An 18755-nucleotide genomic window follows, 5' to 3' on the forward strand; every position below is an offset into this window, starting at 1 on the left:
CTGCTGCCGTGGAGGCCGAGCTGTGGCTTTGAGCGATCTCACCGTCGCCGACTGCTGGGCGTACCGACCCGACCTGACCGTCCCGGAGGACCTGCACGCGTTCTGGGAGCGGACGCTCGGTGCCGCCCCGGCCGCCGCGGCGACGTACGAGCCGGTCGACACCGGGCTCACCCAGATCCGCACCTTCTCCGTCACCGTTCCCGGCTTCGGCGGCGAGCCGGTGCACGGCTGGCTGCACCTGCCGGCGACCGCCACCGGGCCGCTGGCGTGCGTGGTCGAATACCTCGGGTACGGCCGGGGCCGGGGCCTGCCGCACGAGAAGCTCTTCTGGGCCTCGGCGGGCTTCGCGCACCTCATCATGGACACCCGGGGGCAGGGCTGGAGTGCCGCGCCCGGCAGCACCGCCGATGCGCACCGGTACCCGGCGGGTACCGTTCCGGGGTTCCTCACCCGTGGGGTCACCAGCCCGGAGGACTTCTACTACCGCAGGCTGATCACCGACGCGGTCCGGTTCGCCCAGGCCGCCCAGGAGCATCCCGCCGTCGACCCCGACCGGGTCGTCGTCACCGGCATCAGCCAGGGAGGGGGCCTGTCGCTGGCGGTGGCCGCGTTGTTCCCGGGCGTGGCGGCGGTCATGCCCGACGTGCCGTTCCTGTGTGACTTCCCGCGCGCCGTGCGGGTCGCCACCGAGGGCCCCTACGGTGAGGTCGCCGAGTATCTCGCGCTGCACCGCGACCAGAGCGGCGAGGTGTTCCGCACGTTGTCGTACGTCGACGCCGCGGTGCTCGCACCCGGCGCGACAGCGCCCGCGCTGTTCTCCGTCGCGATGATGGACCGGATCTGCCCACCCTCGACCTGCTTCGCCGCCTACCACCGCTACGGGGGCGACAAGGACGTGCGCGTGTACGAGTTCAACGACCACGAGGGTGGCGAGGCGCACCAGCAGCTCGAACAGCTCGCCTGGCTGCACAAGCTCTTCGGCCGCTGAGGCGGTGGCCGGCGGCTGGTGTCAGCGCGGCTCCCACGCGTCGGGCAGCGCGGTGAGCTTGCGGACGTGCGCGGGCAGCCGACCGCTGACGATCTCGGCGAGGCTCACCTCGTCGACGACCCGCCGCACCGCCGCCCGGACGGCCACCCACAGGCCGGGCAGGTTCTCCGCCGAGCCTTCGTAGCGGGTCTCCTCGGGGCGCAGCCCGCGTACCCCGGCCAGGGGACCCTCAACTGCGCGCAGCACCGCGCCGACCGTCACCTCGCGGGGCGGGCGGGCGAGGGTGTAGCCGCCCTCGGCGCCGCGTTGGGCGCGGACGATGCCGGCCCGGCGCAGATCAGCCAGGACCGCCTCCAGGAACTTGCGGGGCATGTCCTGCTCCGCGGCGATGGCCTGGGTGGACAGCAGCGAGGGGTACGCGGTGGCGAGGCTCAACGCCGCCCGTACCGCGTAGTCGCCGCGCGCGGAGATCTGCACCCTGTCATCATGCCCGGCCGGTGACGCCCGGCCCTCCGGCGGGCGGCAGTGGTCTCATCGGGTGCTCACCGTTGGCGGAGTCACCGGGGGTGCCAAGGCGGAATCTGCCCCCGTCGGCGGCCGTCGACTCGGCCGGCGGTCGCTGGCGGATTACCCGATTGGCCGCCGGTTGGTCCCGTGCGGCCCGGAACGCGCCGGGGCTGACGCCGACCTCGCGGGTGAAGAAGCGGCCGAAGTTGGTGGGTTCGGAGAAGCCGAGCCGCCGGCCGATCTCGGCGATCGGCTGATCCGTGGTGGCGAGTAACCGGCCGGCCTGCAACGCGACCCGCTCGTCGATGACCTGCTTGGCGCTGCGCCCGGTGACGGCCAGGCAGGCCCGGGTCAGGGTCCGCACGGAGCAGCCCAGCTCGGCCGCGTAGTCCTCGACCCGCCGGGTGTGCGCATAGCCGTGCTCCACCTCGCGGCGGAACCGGTGGAACGTCTCGTCCTCGGGCCGCGACGACGGCCGGTCGGCGTGCGGCAGGGCCAGCCGCAGCAGCAGCACGGCCAGCTGGTGCCGGAGCAGCACGCGGGCGGTGGGACCGTCGGGGTGCCGCCGACAGTCCACCGCCAACTGGCTCACCTCGCTGATCACCGCGTCCTCGTCCTCACCGGCCAACTGCCGCCAGGTCGCGGTGGCGCTCAGGTCGACGTCGAAGTCGCGTACCGCCTCGGGATCCCAGGCGACCACCGTGGCGTCGAACTGGGGGCCTGCGCAGCGCAGCACCTGGCCGGGGCGGACCCGCAGCAGCGTGCCGGGCCGGCACAGCAGCAGGTGAAAGTCGAGTTCGGCGTCGCCGTGCCCCCGGGTGGTGAGAATCAACAGCTCCCGCTCGACGATCACCGGCCGACGCCAGCCCGGGTCGCCGGCAAGGTCGGCCAGCGCGAACGTGGCTATCTCGTCGGGCACGCGAGACGCCGTTCCGATCGATGGCGCGGGGGAGGGATCGGTGGAGACCATCGCCTGCGACGGTAGCCCGAACCGCAGGTCACCGCATCCCGGTCACCGTTCGGAGCGGAATCCGCGGTGCGCCCCGGGCTTGTTTCGGTCCTGGCGGCCAAGCTACGTTACCCGACGGTAGCGCCGCCGGTCCGCGGTCCACCCGGCATTCGCCGGTCACCCCGACCGGTCGGCGGCCCCCGCCGACTCGCGATGGGATGGGCATGACGCAGCTGTTCTCGGTCGAAGGTAAGACGGTCCTGGTCACCGGCGGGTCGCGGGGGATCGGGCTGATGATCGCCCAGGGTTTTGTCCGGGCCGGCGCGCACGTGATCATCTCGTCGCGTAAGGCGGACGTCTGCGAGGCGGTCGCCACCACCCTCTCCGCCGAGGGGCGCTGCGAGGCCATCCCCGCCGACCTCAGCGACGACGCCGGCGCCGAGACGCTTGCCGCCGCCGTACGCGAGCGCTTCGGTCGGCTCGACGTGCTGGTCAACAACGCGGGCGCGACCTGGGGCGCACCGCTGGAGGACTACCCCGAGGCCGCGTTCGACAAGCTCTGGGCGGTCAACGTCAAGGCCGTCTTCCGGCTCACCACCGCGCTGCTGCCGGCGCTGCGCGCCGCCGCCAGCGCCGACGACCCGGCCCGCGTGATCAACATCGGGTCGATCGACGGCATCCGGGTGCCGATGATGGAGGTGTACGCGTACTCGGCCACCAAGGCGGCCGTGCACATGCTCACCCGCAGCCTCGCCCACCAGCTCGCCGGTGAGCAGATCACCGTCAACGCGATAGCGCCCGGCCCGTTCGAGAGCAAGATGATGGCGTTCGCGCTCGACGACCCGGCGAGCCGGGCCGCCATCGAGCAGCAGGTGCCACTGGGCCGCATCGGACGCCCCGACGACATGGCCGGCACGGCCATCTACCTCTCGTCACGAGCCGGCGCGTACCTCACCGGCGCGGTCATCCCCGTCGACGGCGGCATCACCACGCACGGCTGAGCACCGGCCGACCCGGGGCGCGCTGTCCGCGTACCCGATGGGCGTGTGCCGGGGCCGCGCGGACTCGGCAGATCCGCGCGGCCCCGGTGTGGCCGGTGTTGCAGTTTTCGGTTGGTCAGCGACCGGCGAGCAGCCGGTTCACCGCCGTGTCGACGTCCAGGTGCTCGGCCTCACGGCCGCGCGGGACGACGACGTAGGTCCGTCGAAGGAAACGCACCAGGACGCTGCGCGGCACCTCGAAGAGGGCGTTGCCGTCCGGTGACGAGAGGGCCAGCGCGACGAAATCGCCGCGCGGTGTGGCCCAGGGCCAGACCCGCACATCCCCGATGCCGGCCGGCTCGTCCAGGCCGGTGACCAGAAGTTCGCGAGCGAACGACCAACTCACCGCCTCGCCCCCGGCCGATTCGGCATGGAACAGGACATGGACCGCATACGGGTCAGCAGGGTCGTAACGCAGACTGGCACGCACCGGCAAGGCGGTGGCGTCAGGTGCGACGAGCCTTAGCGACGTCTCGACCTCTACGGTCGTCGGTCGGATGACACTCATGGACGTTCTCCCCCCGGCACCGCTGCGGAACGCGCGTGTCCCGCTTTTCCCATACTCAGGTGCTACTCCTGGCTACGCTCCGCCATACGCTGACTTCACCCAGTGGTGGGAAGGGGGACGGAAAGGCCGCGTGAATGTGAGCATTCATGTAGGATTTCCGGTTCTGCCCAGTGCGTGATCCCGCCCGGCATCGGGTGGCTCAGTCGTCGACTTACTCCGGTAACGTCCAGTCGGCCGTTGCAGTGACGGGCCCGAGCGACACTGGGGGGTGAAATGGTGACGAAGCAATCCTCATTGGATGCGGCGGCGGCGCCCGGCCCGCCGAAAGTCGCGGTCCGAGCAGCCGAAAAGCGGGGGTACGGAGTGCCGATGAAGCAGCCCGAACGGGCCGGTCGGCCGGCGTCCGACGCCGGTCGTTCCGGTGGCGATGACGCCGGCGCCGGTCGTCGTGGTGGCGCCGGTGCGGATCGCGGCAGCGATGCCGGTGGCGGCGTCGTCGCCGTGCAGGACCCACCGCGCCGCCCCCGCTGGCGCGAGCGGATCTCACTGACCCTCGACCTCATCCGCGCCAACCCCACCGGCCGGATCGCCCTCAAGATCTTCATCGCGATCGCCGGGGCGCTGGTGGTGACCATCGGCATCGCCCTCATCCCGCTCCCCGGGCCGGGCTGGCTGCTGGTCATCGCCGGCCTGGGCATCTGGGCCGTCGAATACCACTGGGCGCGCCGGCTGCTCGGCTTCACCCGCCGCCACGTCCACGGATGGACGCGCTGGGTGACCAGACAGTCGCTGTTGGTGCGAATTGTGCTCGGCTCCGTCGGCCTGGTCTTCGTGGCCACGGTGGTCTGGCTGTCCCTCAAGTACAGCCTCGGCATCGACGTGGTCGCCGAAGCGATGCGGTACCTCGCGACGCACTGACCCCGGATTTCCGGTCCGGTTCCACGATCGGGTAGAGTCACAGGCGCTGAGGGCGATTAGCTCAGTGGGAGAGCGCTTCGTTCACACCGAAGAGGTCGCTGGTTCGATACCAGCATCGCCCACTCTCAGTTTGTGCAGGTCAGAAGCCCGTTGCCGGAGTCGTCGGTAACGGGCTTTGCAGTATGTGCTGCTTACATTGGGAGCAGATTGGGAGCAGCGCGGCTGGTTCTCCATACGGACGGCCATGGATCCGCCCGGTTGAGTGACCTGACGTGCCGGTTCCGAGCGGGGCTGCTGGCTGGTTGAGGAGCTGCTCCTCCCGCTACCGGTGCCCGCATCGCGGGTGCGTGCCCCCGGGTTATGGCTGACTGGTGGCCGTCGGTCCGGTGGTCCGCCCACTTGCCGGTCCACATCGCGAGGTCGTGTACCCAACGCTCGGTGCTCTGCCGGGACTTGGCGGCCCACTTCATCGCGTTCCTTGTCGCGAAGTCGTCCAGGACCTGGTGGTCGGTCGCTGTCCATGCGGGAAGCTGCGCTAACCACTCGTGCGCCTGTTGGCGCTGTGGCCGCTGCCGATCAGCCATGGGACGAGTAACGCGAGCTCGACCCATGCGGCGGCTTTGGTTGCTCACGCCCGGTCGACGATGCGTAGGCCGACCGGTGTGACGATCAAGTTGGTCGGGTTGAGGTCGGAGTGGATAAGTGTCTCGCCGTCCATCGCGGGGTGCGCGAATCCGAGTCGGGCTGCCGGGGTGAACCACGTCTCGCCGGGCGCCGGCGTCTCTTGAAGTGCTGTCAGTGTGGCGAGGAGCAGGTCGAGGTCGGTGCTGCCGGGTGACAGGTCGGAGTGGGGACCGGCAAGGTGCCGGTCCCCACCATCAGCCAGCTGTCGGATTCGAACTGCCACAGGACTGCGGGCGGGTGCCGGTCGATGGCCCGGGTTACCGCCAGTTCGTAGCGCAGCGACCGAACGCTCAACTCGCCGGAGGCCGCCTTGACGAAGATCTGTCCGGCTGGTCCGGTGACTGTCGAGGCGATCTCAGCGTGGTCGCCACTGGAGGCCGGGGTGACGTCAAAGGTTCCGCCGACCCGTGCGGCGATCGCTGCCGTGACGCTCTCCGGCAGAGCGGTCCAGTCCTTACGCATCGGTTCTCTTCTCTGCTACTTGCCCAGCTGAAAGGGGATCGGCAGACAGCAGGATCCAGCCTCGCCACCCGAAGTCCGGTGTCCACTCGGTAGCCGGTCTCATGTCTCGTCCTCGCGGGTGGCGGATTGGTCATGGTCGCAGACTTGGATGGCTGGTTTGGTCCTCGGTGGTGGTCGTCCTGGTTGGCTGGATGTCGCCGTGGAGAGGGTTGCGGCGCATGGAACAGATGACCGGGCCGTCGGGCAATTGAATTGCCGGTCCGGGGGTGTAGCCATGCCGGGCGTGCAGGCTCTGGGCGTCGGGTGTGGTGTTCGTCCAGGACAGGAGGTTCACCTGGTCGAGTCGGCTGCGATGGTGGCTGAGCAGGGACGTGCCGTGTCCTGACCGCCTGGCGTTGGGCGACACGGCGAGGAACGCGAGGTGGTAGTGGGGCTCATTGGGTCGATCTGTGGCGAGTAGCCGATCGAGGAGGTCGAAGCGTTCGCTGTGGGCGCCTGCGGCGTCGCCGAGGCGGGTGGGGTAGTTCGCTGGTGGCGGGATGGGGCGGTATCGGTGGAAGCCGACGGTGACGGCGGTGGCGTCGTTGGTGAGGTGGACGTCGCCGTAGAACAGGGCGTGCTCGACCCAGATGCCGAGGACGTCGGTGAGGATTCGACGTCGTGGGCCCGGGTCGGGGATCAGCCAGGTTGCGAGAGGGCTGGGATCGAGGGCGTCGGCTATGAGCGCGGCGACGTGGTCTTTGTCCGCCCAGCGGGCGGCGCGGATACGCGGGACAGTGTCCATGGCGGGGGTTCCTTAGAAGGCTCTTGGTTGCTGGGTCAGGAGTTGCTGCTGCTGTTGGCGCGGCTGTGGACGAGGAACAGTTGGTAGTCGTCGACCGACGGGCCAATCCGGTCGCTGCCGGGTGGTGGTGCGAGTGCTGCTCTTTCGTAGGCGAGTAGTTCGCCGGTGGTGGGGTTGAAGATCAGCAGGAAACGGATGTCTCCGGAGGTGGCGCTGACGCCGATGCCCGTTCGGCCCGCCCGGTCGGACACCGATGCGTGGTAGGTGATGCCGGGGGTGTCGCGCAGGACGGTGAGGATCGCGGTGCGGGCGGCTTGGTTGGGGGTGCGCCAGCCGAGCAGGCTGACGAGGCCGCGAATAACGGCGGTGGGCCCGAGGAACCGCGGCTGGCGGGGCCGGTTGGCATTTATGTGCGCGGTGAGCGCTGCCGGGTCGGCGGCGACCGGGCCGATGGGTCCGTCCAGCTCGCCAGGTTTGTTGGTGCTGTCGTCGGTGGGCTGCCGACCGGTGGGGTAGCGGCTGCGGATGGCGCGGCCGGAGGCGTCGTCGGCGCGCCAACGTTGCTCTTCGAACAGCACGACCACTTCCAGAGCCTGCCGCGCCGGGGTCGACGCCGGCAGACGCGTCGGCGATGGGTCGAGTCTCTGCTGGGAACGTGTCTTGAGCTGGGCTGCCGTCAGGGCGGCGGGCGACGGACACGGCTGCGCTACGGCTGGGAGAGACGCGGTGGCGCTGGAAGGCGAGGGTGCGGATTGGGCTGGCCCAGCGGTGCCCGTCCAGATCGGAATGGCCGTGGCGGTAGCGAGCAGGCCGAGCGCGCAGACGGCGGCAGTGACCTTTAAGGCTCGCCGGCGCACCGGGTGGGGCTTGTCGGTCGGAGGTCGCATGTGGGGCAGGTTGTTCACGGTGGGCTTTCTTGAGGTGAGGTGTATTGGGGCTAGCGGTAGGCGGCGGTGGCGAGGTCACCGACGGCGGCGTCCACGGCGGTGGTGATGTCGCGTACTGGCTGGTAGTGCTGCCCGGCGATGGCTTTCAATCGGACGGTCAGGGCTGGGGTGTCGTCGTCGAGGTAGAGGTGGCTGGTGAGCCCGAGATCGGCGACGAGGCCGGCGAGGGCGGCGGTGTGGTTGTTGGGTTGTTCGCGGCCGGCGGCGAGGTAGCGCAAACGGGAGCGGGCGATGACCGCCCATTTGCTGTCGGTGGGCAGGTAGGCGTCTGCGCGTATGAGGCCGCCGAGCCGCCGGCGGGTGTGGTGGCGCAGGATCCCGCCGGCGACCAGGCCGGCGCGGGTTCGCTCGTACAGGTCGTCGGAGAACCCGCGCAACCATCCGCGCAGTGGTGGGTGGGCGTGGCGGATGGTGGCGGTCGCGGCGTCGGCGATCAGGTCCCCAACTGGCCGGTCGATGTGGGGGTGTATCCGCTGGTGGCCGGCCGGGCGAGTGTCGTCGTTCGGGTCGAGGGTCACCCGCCCGGCCAGGTACAGGTCGATCAGGACCGCTCCCGCGAGCCCGAGGGCAAGGGTCTGCCGGTGCACGTGGGGGTGTCCGGTGTCGTCGTCGTGGCCGAGGAGGAACAGCTCATCGCGCAGCGGCAGGCGCGGGATCGACGCGGTCATCGTCGGAGCTCCTACCGCAACCCAGCGGTGAGCTGCCGCAGCCGCTTGTGTGCCCCGCCGTACGCGGGACCGGGGGCGGGGAGCAGCATTTTGTCGATGGCGGCGAGGATCGTGTAGTTGGGGTCGCACACGTTGCCGATCGGTGCCCGCCCTGCCTGCGACACGAGTTGGTAGGCGTCCATTGTTTCCAGGCCGGTTAGGGCGCTGGCCCAGCCGACGAGGTCGTGCTGGGCGATGCGGTAGGCGTCCTCCAGGGGTCTCGCGCAGCCGATCGTGAGGATGTCTTGGTCGGTTTCCAACCTTGGCCACCGTGTGGTGACGCCTTTGATGACGTCGATGGCGAGGGTGGTGGTCGTGGCGATTTCGACGCCGACGCCGCAGGCCTCGCCTTCGCCCTGGCGGGCGTGTCCGTCGCCGAGGGCGAGCATCGCCCCGTGGACGTTCACCCCGAGGTAGAGGGTGGTGCCGGCGCGCAGGTGTGGGGTGTCGAGGTTCCCGCCGTGGGTGTCGGGCACGAGGGTGGATCGGGCTTCGAAACCGCCGGGGGCGACACCGATCGTGCCGATCATCGGGTCCAGTGGCAGGTCCACGCTGTGGTCGCTGCGCGTGGCCTGAAACCGTACGGCCCCGGCCTGCCGGTCGATGCCGTACACCCACACCCGCTCCTCCAATGGAGGCTGCAGGGTGGCGGTGTGGGAGGTGGAGGTCAGTGCCCCGAAGTGCGGAAAGGTCGAGGACACACCCCAGTCGCGGGCCGGGGTGATGGCGGCGAGGTGGACGGCGAGGGTGTCGCCGGGCTCGGCGTCCTCGACGAAGAACGGCCCGGACACCGGATTGAGGTACGGCATGCGGCACACCTGCGACGGCAGGTCGGCCGGCCCCCGAACGAGACCACCGAAGCAGTCCTCCGTCGCGACGGTGAACATGTCACCGCCGCGCACGTGCGCGACCGGCATCCGACCGCCGAAGGTGTACGCCAGCTCGTCTCGGGCGGGCCGGTAGGTGAACGTGTCCATGCCGGTCACACCCGCTCCACGTGACGTGCCTGCGGCTGCACGGGCGCCAACCCCGACAGGGCAGGGCGGCGGCCGGACAGGTACAAGCCAGCCAGAACGACCATCCCGAGGGCGAGCCAGGCCAGGCCGAGGCGCTGGGCGGCGATGTTGGCGTTGACCACCACGTAGGCGAGGATCGCGTACCCGATAGCGGGCATGACCAGGTGAGCCCACCAGTTCCCGCTGCGCTGGCGGATGAGGTGGTGCACGATCACGGAGACGTGCAGGACCAGGAAGGCGACCATCGCCCCGAAATTGATCAGCGACGACAGCAGCGTGATCCCATCCGCACGGGTCGCCATGTACAGGCCGAGCACCAGGGACACGACGCCGGTGAGCAATGTCGCGTTGATCGGTACGTTCCGGCGGATCGACACCTTCGCCAAGAACGCCGGAAGCTGCCGGTCGCGAGCCATCGCGTACAGCAGCCGGGACGTGGCGACCTGGGCGACCATCGAGTTCGGCAGACCCCACGCGATCGCGGTCGCTACCGCGCACAGGGTGGCCAGCCATCCTCCGCCGGCTACGGCCGCCGCGTCGTAGAAGGCGGTGCCGTTCACGTCGCCCTCCGCGAGGAGGGTGCCGGGGTCGGGGATGAGCATCGCGGCCAGCCAGGTCTGGGCGATGAACAGCACGCCGGCCAGGATGAGCACGGCGGCCATCGCGCGGCCGATCTTGCGGCAACCGCCCTTGGTCTCCTCGGCCAGCATGCTGATGCCGTCGAAGCCGAGGAAGGACAGCACCGCGATTGACACCGCGCCCGCCACCACCGACCAGGTGAATGTGTCGGCGTTGTAGAACGCCGCCCAGCTGAACCGGCCCATGCCCGAGGCGAGAGCCCAGCCGGCGACGGCCAGGAAGACCGCCAGGACGATCAACTCGCCGACGAGCATCACCCGGGTCACCATCGCGGTCATGCGGATGCCGACCGAGTTGACGATCGTGTTGACCGCGACGAAGCCGAGCAGCCACAACCAGACCGGCACTGCGGGCACGGTGGAGTGCATCGCCACCGACGCCACCAGGTACAGCAGTCCCGGTACGAGCACGTAGTCGAGGAGGATCACCCAGCCGGCGAGGAACCCGACCGGCGCGCTGATGCCCCGGCCGGCGTAGTTGTAAACGCTGCCCGACATCGGGAACGCCTTCACCATCTGCGCGTATGAGAACGCCGTGAACACCAACGCCACGACACCAACCGCGTATGCGAGTGCCACCATCCCGCCGGAGCCGGCGTACACGCTGCCGAAGATCGCCATCGGCGCGATCGGCACCATGTACACCAACCCGTACGCGACCAGATCCCGGAACCTCAACTGGCGAGACAACTCCTGGCGGTATCCGTAGCGGGCCAAATCCTGCTCGTACACAACATCCTCCGCGGGTTTCAATAATCAGTGAATGGAATATTGCGTCTGCCAAATGCGCCGACCGAGTGAAGCAGGCCATCGATGCACCTGCTCGTGGACAGGCCCGTCGGCGGAGAGTTGCCGGCCGATCGACGCCAGCAGTTGTGGCGCGATGACCGAATGGGTCACCAACGGTGGGATCGGGAGGGGCATGAGCCTCTTGGTAGCAGGCACGGCGAACCTTCCCTCGGTGAGTTGGCATCGCTGGCTGGTGACTACAGCGCAGCGATGACACCGGCATAGAGCGACCTAAGACGAATTGATCAATGTCGGCCAGTCCTGCCAAGCGGTTCTGACAATCCACTGACATCCCGGCACCGCCAACATCCGCCGTAGATACATGTCAGCGGATTGTCGGAGATGAACGGCAGCCCTTATCGACACGACCACCGACGACTTCTGATGTTTGAGTCAGCGCCCGCGTCGACTTAGCGGGCGATGAGGGGCCGCAGCCGCGATGCGGCGTGACGGTCTGCCGTGTCCACGACCCTTTGGGAGGGCATGCACCATGACCATTTCATCCATGCCGGAGGTCGGAGAGGTTGGCCGTCGGGCCGCCGAGATCCTCGACAAGATGCAGGCGCACCCGGCCTACGGCCGGCTGCAGAGCTCGTCGATGAAGTACTCCACCTGCTGGGCCACATTCACCGGCTACCCGGCAATCAGCCGTTGGTCGCTGGAGCGCGATGCCGCTCCGCTGCTGGGCGAAGCGCTGCGCGTGCTGGCGCTCAAAGCTGCCGTGTTCGAGCTGTCCGGCGGCGACGAGCACGCCTCTGAACTGCTGGTGCCGGCGCCGGTGGACGAGATGATCCACGCCGTGCTGGCCCAGTTCACGCTGATGACGCGCCTTCAAAGGGAGTTGGGCGTCACCTTCCCCCATGCCACCGAGTTGGAGGAGTTCACCTACACCCGCGGGGGCATCACCGACGCCTACTACGCCGCCGCCCGGTGGGGAGAGCAACCACTGCGGTACTGGCTGGACTCGACCGAGGTGAATCGACGCCTTAACCTGCTCAACGAGCACTACCAGGCCGCCGGCCTCGGCCGGGACGGACGCAGCCACGACTTCGACTTCGACCAGAACGAGCCGCTCGCCGCCGGGGTCAGCGGTTAGCCAACTCTACCGACAGCACCCGCCGCAGGGCCGTCACCGCTTCCTTCGCTCCGAACCGTTCGGCGGCCAGCCGCTCGGCGCAGGCAACAGTGGCGAAGATTCCTTCGGCGGGTGCCTGCCGCAAAACGGCTACGAGCCAACCATCCAGATCGACCACGTCGGCGGGCAACTCCAGCGCCGCCGCCGTCGGCGCCGGTCGGGGCGCCTGATCGGGGAGCAGTTCCCCGTCCGAGGCGTACCGGCCGGCGGGAAGGCCCACCCGGAACGGATGAACGCAAACGGCGACGCCGTCCGCGGTTGCCCGCCACCCGAGCTCAGGTCGGTACGCGAATTCGGGTCCCGGCCGGTCGATCACATCGAACTGGCCCGGCCCGAGCTGCTGAGCCGGACACACCACGCAGGTCTGTTCACACCACTGCGGAAGGGGCCCCGACATGCCGCCGATCGTACGGCAATCAGGAGGTATCAGGGTATGACGGTCTTATCGCCTCCCCGTCCCGCCGCGATCGAACGCGCCCTGCGCGACGCTCGGACGTGGTGCGCGGGGCACACCATCGACGACCGACCAGCCCTGGTCCACGCGCTGCGCGTCGCTGTGACCATCGGGCAACACGTCCCCGCCCCAGCACAGGACGTCATCGTCGCCGCGCTGCTACACGACGCACCGGAATTCGCCCCGACAGAAACGGACGTCTACCAGACCCTCACCGCCGCATACGGGAGCGAGGTCGTCCGGATCATCGCCGCCCTTCAGGCCGAACACCGGGCCCTTGATGAACCCGACCCGCCCATCCGCGTCGACGACCAACCGGTGCTGGTTGCCTCGACCGCCGACAAGATCGTCGCCCTGACATCGCTGCTATGCCGCGCCCAAAGCACGGGCAACGCACCGGACTTTGTTGACCGGCGCCCGGTGCTGTGCGGGCTACTGCCGCACTTCCGGGCCTTCCAACGCGCCGCACATCCTCGGCTGCCCGCCAGCATGTCGGCGCATCTCGACGCCGCCCTCACGCCGCTCGAGCGCGCCACCGCTCGTGTGCAGGGTGCGGGTGCACGGTGAACAGCGCCATGCTCGATGATCAGCTCCGCACACAGCTACGAGGTGATCTGCTCGCCGCATCACGACGGGTACCGACGCGGCAACACATCATCCAGACATGGGAGCTGTCCTCGGTCGAGCGCTGGGTCTTCTCCGATGGCAGCAGCCTGATCTGCAAGATCGCCACCGCACCGTTCACGGGCGAAGCGACGGTCCTTCGCGCGCTCAACAACCAGCAAGCCCCAGTCCCGCTGCTGAACGGCTACACAATGCGCCCTAGCGGTCTGGGCATGCTGATGGAGGACCTTGGCGAGCCGAGCCGGACCGCGACGCTCGCGGAGGCTGCCGCCACGGCCCGATGGGTTCACGCCACTGCGGGCATTCCCAACCTCCCGACCTTCGACGAAGAGGGCTTGGCGCGGCTACCAGGGCAAGGTCTGGACGCGTTAGACGAGCTCCGTCGGCAAGGGCGCTTCACCCACGATTCCGAAGGGATTGAGGCGGTGCTGCAGCGACTCGCTGCCACCGCACGACACAGAGCCGGCGGTGCCGAGCGACCACCGTTCGGGCTGTGCCACGGCGAGTTCCACCGCACGTCGCTGCACGTCAGCCGCACCGGCTGCCGCCTCGTTGACTGGGCCAAGGCGTTCAACGGGCCGGGCCTACTCGACCTGGCCACCTGGTTCTGCACCCGCAGGCCAACCGAACCCCGACTCCTCAGCAAACTCATTCATGCCTACGTCGCCGCAGGCGGCCACCCCGATGCCGAAGCCGACCGGGGCGGGCTTTCCGCTGCCCGATGGGCGCTGGGCTGGCACCGGGTGTGGGCGGCCTGGTGGCTGCTCACTACCGCCGCCGCTGGCCACCACCCTGCCTCCGCCGACCGGCGCCATACTCAAGTCGTCCTCCGGCAACTCCACGGCGCACTGGACCTGCTCGGGACACCCTCGCCTATTAGCGTCAGCCGCCCATCACCTACTGCAGGAAGATCCTCGTGAAGCGCCTTGTTGTCGACACCCATGCCTCGTTCTGCTACCTCCGTACCTCCGTCGGAGGCGACGGGCGCAAGGCGTTGGTGCAGTTCACCGGACGGTGCAACCTGCACGCGCCCATTGCTTCGTCTCCTCGAATGCCGCCGGGTCCGACCTGTCCTGGGTCGACTTCGTCGCCGCGTGCTGCCACGGTTTCTCGCCGCCCGCGTTGAACGCCTCACGCGCCAAGGGGCGTAGTCGCCACCGTTGTCCACCGGTAGCTGCGGTGTTCTCGACGTAGCGCAATCAGCGATGCTTGTCGGATGGTCACCCGGGCGGGTTGCCGGTGGCGGAGGTCGTTAAGACGGGTGCGGATTGGTCCGGTCGGTGCCTGACCGCCGCTGTAGGCGATCGTCACATGCGGCCGGAATCCATCTGAGGCCTCCGGCACGGTCTGCCATACCGCGCCGATGGCACCTCGGATGGTGGCGCGCAGGTCTTCGAGGCGGTCCCAGGGACGGACGAGCAAGCCGATTCCTTCGGCGTCGGGGTCGACCGGCCCGAGCGACAACTCCAGCGGCGGCAGGCCAACGCAGCGTCGGCGCGTCTCGGCAACTACCGCTGCGACGTCGGTGGTGGTGACCTCGTCCGTGAAGCCGAGACCTTGCATGGTCAGGTGGAGCCCGTCGAGCGGCACCAAGTCCAGTCCGGGCAGAGCGAGTTGACGTTGCAGGTCGGCGACGAGGTGATGGAGTTCAGGTTGATGTTCGAAGGTGAGGTGCCAGGTGTAGAACTGGCGGTCGGCCCGCCAGCCCGGGCGCCAGTACCAGTGGTTGGTGAGTCTGGGCAGGTCCTGGTAGGCGGTCCAGCGCTGGTGCTGGCTGGCCAGTTCCCGGCTGCTCATGACAGCGATGGTAGAGCGGCCTGTCCGGTGCCAGCGACCGGTGTGCGGTCGGCGAGCAGGTCGGCGACGTGCCGTAGCTGCGGGTGGCAAGCGATGGGGTGGGCGGCGGCGAGGAACTGATGGGCGCGTTGGTTGACCGATTCGAAACGCTGGTCCGCGGTGAGGGTGAGCGCCTCCACCGCCAGTGCGCCTGCTTCCTCGGGGTCGGGATTATCGGCGTGCAGGTGCGCGGTGGCCAGGTCGAGGCGGCAGAGTGCACGCGGGCCAGCCAACCCTGCGGTGTCGAACGCGGTGATCGCGGTGGTGAGATGGTTGGTGACGCCCGCGGTACGGCCGAGCGCCAGGTAGGCGGTCGCCGCGTTGGCCGCGGTCCTGGCCGGGCAGTACGGGCCGAGGGCGAGACTAGCGCTGACCGACGAGCCCGCCGGGTAGTCGGACAGCATGGTGAACGCGTGGTCGACGGCGCGGTCGACGCCGTACGGGTCTCCGAGACGGGCGAGGGCTCGCGCCTGACCGTTGATCGTGAGGCGGATACGGTGCCCGGTGGTCCCGCCACGGCGCAGGCCGTCCTGGGCGTAGGCCAGAGCGTCATGGTAGTCACCGGTGTAGTAGGCGATCAGGCTTTGCGTGGCCCGTGCCCATGCTTGCGCGTCGGACTGCTCGGCGGCCTCGGCGAGGTCGAACGCTTCGGCGGCATAGGCGTGCGCCGCACCGAATGCGCCGAGGTCAAGGGCGAGTGCGCCGAGAAGTCCGGATAGGTGAGCGGCGACGGCGTAGAGCCGGGCGCGTTGCGGTGGGTGCTGCCTGCCTGCCATGAGCTGGTCGACGTAGGAGCGCAGCGGTCGCATACGCGCTAGGAGGATCACAGGGGTGAGACGCTCGTTGTCGGCGATCGCCTGCCGGACCTCGTTCTCCAGATACGCGAGACGAATGTTGTCATCGACCGAAGACTTCAGTGCCAGCCGGCGGGCATAGATGCTGTCCTCGCGTTCCCACAGAACAACGCCGCCATTCGCACCAAAATCGTCGTGGCCAGCATCGGTCGGCGTCGCCAGCCCCGACGCGCTCCTGGCCTCCTGGATCGCCGATGAGCGTCGTCGTTGACGGTTGAGCTCGGTGATGCGGTCGTACTCCCTGACGAGCACGCCACCGGTCTGCAGCACGGTGTCGCAGCGCGCCCAGAAGGCACGGTCCGGGTGCTGGTGACCGGTCTCCGTATTCGCTACGGAGCTGCGGCCGTACTGCACGAGCCGCGCCAAGTCGTGCTGGGTGTGACCGCCAGCCCTGCGCAACTGCGCGAGCCGGCGGCCGAGCTCGCGGCGGGCGGCCTTGGTCTCGTCGCTGTCAGCCATCGCTGTTAACCCCCCGGTCTACTGCAGACGTGCGGTCACGATGTGCGCAGACGATAGCTGCTGCCTGTGAAAATCAGCTGCTGCCTGTGAAAATCGTTCCGGCTCGGCCGAGCAGCGCCGAGCACCAGCGCCGTCGACGGCCGTTGCGAGATAGGGCAGCATCGTCAGGTTCCCATTGTCGATAGCGGCGGCAGCCCGTGGCAGGACCACAATGTCGGAGTTTTGTCGGAGTTTGTGACGTCCAAGCCGAGGTAGACGCCATATCCGTCGTTCACCAGACCCGCCTCCACGCATCGCGCCGTGGCCCCGGCCGCTGGTCAGGCGTCGGACTGCCGGCAGCCACGTTACGAAGAGACCTACCCCAACACGGGTGGCCGTGTCCCTATCAGCGGTCCGCCGACGCCACCCGACCCGGCGACAACACTTCCTGTCTCGGTGGCGAAGCTGCGGCGCAGGCTGTGGCCGGACCAGGCAGCTGTGCGGGCCCAGGCCGGCGGCGGCCGCAGTGCGGGCAACGATGAGGGCGACGGCCTGGCCGGTGAGCCGGCCGTCGGCGCTGTCGCGACCCGTGGGCACGCGGCCGAGGTGGCCGTGGCGGTCGATGCGGACCAGCAGCGGGCCGCTGGTGCGGCCGTGGTCGGCCAGCGTGGCGAGCCAAGCCTGCGCGGTGCGTACCGGGCAGGTGTGCGGGTGGGTGCCCCAGGGGAGTGCGGCGATGCGGCCGACGGAGTCGCGGTCGGTCTTGGCGGTGCGCAGGGTGACCTGCAGTCCGTCGGGGGTGAACGTGAGGTCGGTGATGTCCAGGGCGGCGAGCTCGCTGCGTCGGGCGCCGAGGGCGAAGCCGAGTACGAGCAGTGCGTTGTCGCGGACGCCGGCGGGAGTGCTGCGGTCGAGGGCGGAGACCATGGCGCGCAGCGCGGTGATGGTGACGGGGCAGCCTTGCGCACCCGCATGCCAGCGTCGCTGGTGGCCCGGTCGCGGCGGTAGGCGAGTAACACCGCGCCGGGGCCGTGGGTGGGCAGGGCGCCGGCGGCGCGGTGGGCGGCGGCGATCGCGGCCATTGCCCGCTCGATGGTGGCGGGGGTGCCGCCGGCATCGGCGAGGGTGTTGACGTACTCGGTGATGACCAGGTGGATGTCGGGCCCGCCGGTTAGCAGGGCGAGCAGCGCGGGGGCGAGCGCGTCGACGTCGTCGAGGGCGGGGAACGTGGCCAGCAACTGCTGGTCGGCGCACCAGGTGAGGAAGCGGCGGAGGTCGCCGGTGTAGGCGCGGCGGGTGTTCGCGGGCATCGCGCGGTGCAGTCGATCGCGTGTGCCAGCCGACAGGATCAGAGGCTGCCGGATCGCGGGGACCCTCCCGGTGAACTCGGTGTCCTTTTGCGATGAGGTCACAGCTCCCCACCCGACGGTCGTCGCGACCGCTTGTCAGTCACGGAGGGGAACATTATCGGGAATGAGGCGGCAGCGAGCTCCGCGGCGGTGTGAGGGCACCTAAAACAGCTGTCGGTCATGACTTTCTCCTGGACGTCTGCCGCGTCAGCGGCCGAGCACGCTGTCGACCAGCCGCCGCAGCGCGTCGATCACCTGGACCGTGCCCTCGCCGCTCACCGTGCCCCGACGCCCGCGGCGTGCGCGCATCGCCACCACCGCGGCGGCCGCCACTAAGACGCCGACCAGCACCCACGGCGCGATCAGCACACAGCTGGCCACCACCAGGCCTGCCACCGGATGCCCCACCGCCGTCCCGCCAACCGCCGACGCCACCGCGCCGCCGCGGGCGAGCGCCACCACGCCCCACGCAGGGCCGGACCCACCGGCCCCACTCGGACGCATCACGTTGAACACCGAATCTCCTCAAGATCGTTCTTCGGGCATGAAAAAACCCCGAGCGTCCGCTCGGGGTCATCTATCGCTCTAGGCGCGCGAAAGGCACCACCTCCTCTCGTGGGGGAAGCGTCCGCCCGCGTTGGTCAGGTGACCGCTGGCGCGGCGGGAAGCGAGTGCGGTGCGATGGCCGCCACCCGGGCACGGCGGCGCCATGGCAGCTCGACCGCGTTGAGATGGCGACGTACCCATGTAGGTCTTGCCGAAGCCGCCCGCCAACGAGAGCAGGCGGTTGGGCGGGGCAGCAAAAAGGGCGGCGCCGCTCATCGGTTCCGCCTTGGCTTTGGGCTCCGTCTTGAATTTGGGCGCACAACACCCACTGCAGGGACGCGTTACACGGGAACGCCTCCCCGTCAAGAGCATCTTGGCGGCACTCGTGTCGTCCCTGCTCACGGGCCTTGCGGCGAGCTTCGCGCGGCTACATCACACCGACAACGAAGGTTGTCTGCCGATGGACAGCGACAACTAACGTCGTCGCTTGTGGACGAGACCCGCCAGGAGCTGTTCGAGCTGACCATGCGCCGCGCCGCCGAGCTGCTCGCCCAGGCGACCCGACCTGAGTGAACAGTTCCC

General features: G+C 69.3%; 21 protein-coding genes and 1 tRNA gene. 9 read left to right on the top strand and 13 right to left on the bottom strand.

The genetic code is table 11. The features are described 5' to 3' along the window. The first annotated feature begins 22 nt into the window (after nucleotides 1-22). Nucleotides 23-988 carry an acetylxylan esterase gene (locus ACX27O_RS15195; protein WP_210865724.1) on the top strand — a complete coding sequence of 322 codons (966 nt, stop codon included), beginning with the start codon at nucleotides 23-25 and terminating at the stop codon, nucleotides 986-988. A gap of 21 nt (nucleotides 989-1009) precedes the next feature. Here ACX27O_RS15195 and ACX27O_RS15200 read toward each other — a convergent pair whose 3' ends face one another. Continuing rightward, nucleotides 1010-1465: an RrF2 family transcriptional regulator gene (locus ACX27O_RS15200; RefSeq protein WP_030333674.1), complete on the bottom strand. Its 456-nt coding sequence runs from the start codon at nucleotides 1463-1465 to the stop codon at nucleotides 1010-1012. Between the two features lie 7 nt (nucleotides 1466-1472). Beyond that, nucleotides 1473-2465 carry a helix-turn-helix transcriptional regulator gene (locus ACX27O_RS15205; RefSeq protein WP_458939595.1) on the bottom strand — a complete coding sequence of 331 codons (993 nt, stop codon included), beginning with the start codon at nucleotides 2463-2465 and terminating at the stop codon, nucleotides 1473-1475. 203 nt (nucleotides 2466-2668) lie between these two features. Here ACX27O_RS15205 and ACX27O_RS15210 point away from each other — a divergent pair, with 203 nt between their 5' ends. Beyond that, a complete protein-coding gene (locus ACX27O_RS15210) occupies nucleotides 2669-3445 on the top strand; it encodes a glucose 1-dehydrogenase (protein ID WP_210865722.1) in 777 nt (258 codons plus the stop codon). Nucleotides 3446-3560: 115 nt separating this feature from the next. On the opposite strand, the gene ACX27O_RS15215 is transcribed toward ACX27O_RS15210, so the two are convergent. After that, nucleotides 3561-3992 carry an SsgA family sporulation/cell division regulator gene (locus tag ACX27O_RS15215; protein WP_007457244.1) on the bottom strand — a complete coding sequence of 144 codons (432 nt, stop codon included), beginning with the start codon at nucleotides 3990-3992 and terminating at the stop codon, nucleotides 3561-3563. A gap of 294 nt (nucleotides 3993-4286) precedes the next feature. On the opposite strand from ACX27O_RS15215, the gene ACX27O_RS15220 reads away from it, so the two are divergent. Both ACX27O_RS15220 and ACX27O_RS15225 read left to right on the top strand, forming a co-directional pair. Continuing rightward, nucleotides 4287-4910, top strand: coding sequence for a PGPGW domain-containing protein (locus ACX27O_RS15220; protein ID WP_400447582.1), 624 nt, complete (start codon nucleotides 4287-4289; stop codon nucleotides 4908-4910). Nucleotides 4911-4960: 50 nt separating this feature from the next. After that, nucleotides 4961-5032, top strand: a tRNA-Val gene (locus ACX27O_RS15225). 673 nt (nucleotides 5033-5705) lie between these two features. Here ACX27O_RS15225 and ACX27O_RS15230 read toward each other — a convergent pair. The 6 genes from ACX27O_RS15230 to ACX27O_RS15255 form a co-directional block, all read right to left on the bottom strand. Further along, a complete protein-coding gene (locus ACX27O_RS15230) occupies nucleotides 5706-6056 on the bottom strand; it encodes a hypothetical protein (protein WP_458939596.1) in 351 nt (116 codons plus the stop codon). 130 nt (nucleotides 6057-6186) lie between these two features. After that, on the bottom strand, nucleotides 6187-6840 hold the full coding sequence (locus tag ACX27O_RS15235) for a GNAT family N-acetyltransferase (protein WP_458939597.1): 654 nt from the start codon (nucleotides 6838-6840) through the stop codon (nucleotides 6187-6189). Between the two features lie 35 nt (nucleotides 6841-6875). Then, entirely contained in the window at nucleotides 6876-7424 is a 549-nt protein-coding gene (locus ACX27O_RS15240) for a hypothetical protein (protein WP_458939598.1), read from the bottom strand. Between the two features lie 353 nt (nucleotides 7425-7777). After that, nucleotides 7778-8455, bottom strand: a complete 678-nt coding sequence (locus ACX27O_RS15245; RefSeq protein ID WP_458939599.1) for a GOLPH3/VPS74 family protein — start codon at nucleotides 8453-8455, stop codon at nucleotides 7778-7780. A gap of 11 nt (nucleotides 8456-8466) precedes the next feature. Then, entirely contained in the window at nucleotides 8467-9480 is a 1014-nt protein-coding gene (locus ACX27O_RS15250) for an acetamidase/formamidase family protein (protein ID WP_458939600.1), read from the bottom strand. After that, the gene (locus ACX27O_RS15255) at nucleotides 9477-10880 is read right to left on the bottom strand and encodes an APC family permease (protein WP_458939601.1); all 1404 of its coding nucleotides are present in this window, start codon (nucleotides 10878-10880) and stop codon (nucleotides 9477-9479) included. The genes ACX27O_RS15250 and ACX27O_RS15255 overlap by 4 nt, the downstream gene beginning before the upstream one ends. Nucleotides 10881-11442: 562 nt before the next feature. Between ACX27O_RS15255 and ACX27O_RS15260 the strand changes: the two genes are divergently transcribed. Then, entirely contained in the window at nucleotides 11443-12033 is a 591-nt protein-coding gene (locus ACX27O_RS15260) for a hypothetical protein (RefSeq protein ID WP_458939602.1), read from the top strand. On the opposite strand, the gene ACX27O_RS15265 is transcribed toward ACX27O_RS15260, so the two are convergent. After that, nucleotides 12023-12469, bottom strand: a complete 447-nt coding sequence (locus ACX27O_RS15265; RefSeq protein WP_458939603.1) for a hypothetical protein — start codon at nucleotides 12467-12469, stop codon at nucleotides 12023-12025. The two genes, ACX27O_RS15260 and ACX27O_RS15265, sit on opposite strands and share 11 nt — an antisense overlap. Nucleotides 12470-12505: 36 nt before the next feature. On the opposite strand from ACX27O_RS15265, the gene ACX27O_RS15270 reads away from it, so the two are divergent. Both ACX27O_RS15270 and ACX27O_RS15275 read left to right on the top strand, forming a co-directional pair. Then, nucleotides 12506-13093 carry an HD domain-containing protein gene (locus ACX27O_RS15270; protein WP_458939604.1) on the top strand — a complete coding sequence of 196 codons (588 nt, stop codon included), beginning with the start codon at nucleotides 12506-12508 and terminating at the stop codon, nucleotides 13091-13093. Further along, nucleotides 13090-14070, top strand: coding sequence for a phosphotransferase (locus tag ACX27O_RS15275; RefSeq protein WP_458939605.1), 981 nt, complete (start codon nucleotides 13090-13092; stop codon nucleotides 14068-14070). The genes ACX27O_RS15270 and ACX27O_RS15275 overlap by 4 nt, the downstream gene beginning before the upstream one ends. Nucleotides 14071-14281: 211 nt before the next feature. Here the strand turns inward: ACX27O_RS15275 and ACX27O_RS15280 are convergent, their stop codons facing one another. Both ACX27O_RS15280 and ACX27O_RS15285 read right to left on the bottom strand, forming a co-directional pair. Next, complete coding sequence (locus ACX27O_RS15280) at nucleotides 14282-14947, bottom strand: 2'-5' RNA ligase family protein (protein WP_458939606.1); 666 nt, start codon at nucleotides 14945-14947, stop codon at nucleotides 14282-14284. Continuing rightward, nucleotides 14944-16299 (bottom strand): helix-turn-helix domain-containing protein, encoded by a 1356-nt coding sequence (locus tag ACX27O_RS15285; protein ID WP_458939607.1) that lies wholly within the window; start codon nucleotides 16297-16299, stop codon nucleotides 14944-14946. Before ACX27O_RS15285 ends, ACX27O_RS15280 begins: the two co-directional genes overlap by 4 nt. 435 nt (nucleotides 16300-16734) lie before the next feature. On the opposite strand from ACX27O_RS15285, the gene ACX27O_RS15290 reads away from it, so the two are divergent. After that, nucleotides 16735-17286 (top strand): hypothetical protein, encoded by a 552-nt coding sequence (locus tag ACX27O_RS15290; protein WP_458939608.1) that lies wholly within the window; start codon nucleotides 16735-16737, stop codon nucleotides 17284-17286. A gap of 548 nt (nucleotides 17287-17834) precedes the next feature. Here the strand turns inward: ACX27O_RS15290 and ACX27O_RS15295 are convergent. Further along, nucleotides 17835-18143, bottom strand: a complete 309-nt coding sequence (locus ACX27O_RS15295) for a hypothetical protein (RefSeq protein WP_458939609.1) — start codon at nucleotides 18141-18143, stop codon at nucleotides 17835-17837. 480 nt (nucleotides 18144-18623) lie between these two features. Between ACX27O_RS15295 and ACX27O_RS15300 the strand changes: the two genes are divergently transcribed. After that, nucleotides 18624-18746 (top strand): hypothetical protein, encoded by a 123-nt coding sequence (locus ACX27O_RS15300; RefSeq protein WP_458939610.1) that lies wholly within the window; start codon nucleotides 18624-18626, stop codon nucleotides 18744-18746. Nucleotides 18747-18755 lie beyond the last annotated feature (9 nt).

Source organism: Micromonospora sp. SD19 (assembly GCF_054462275.1).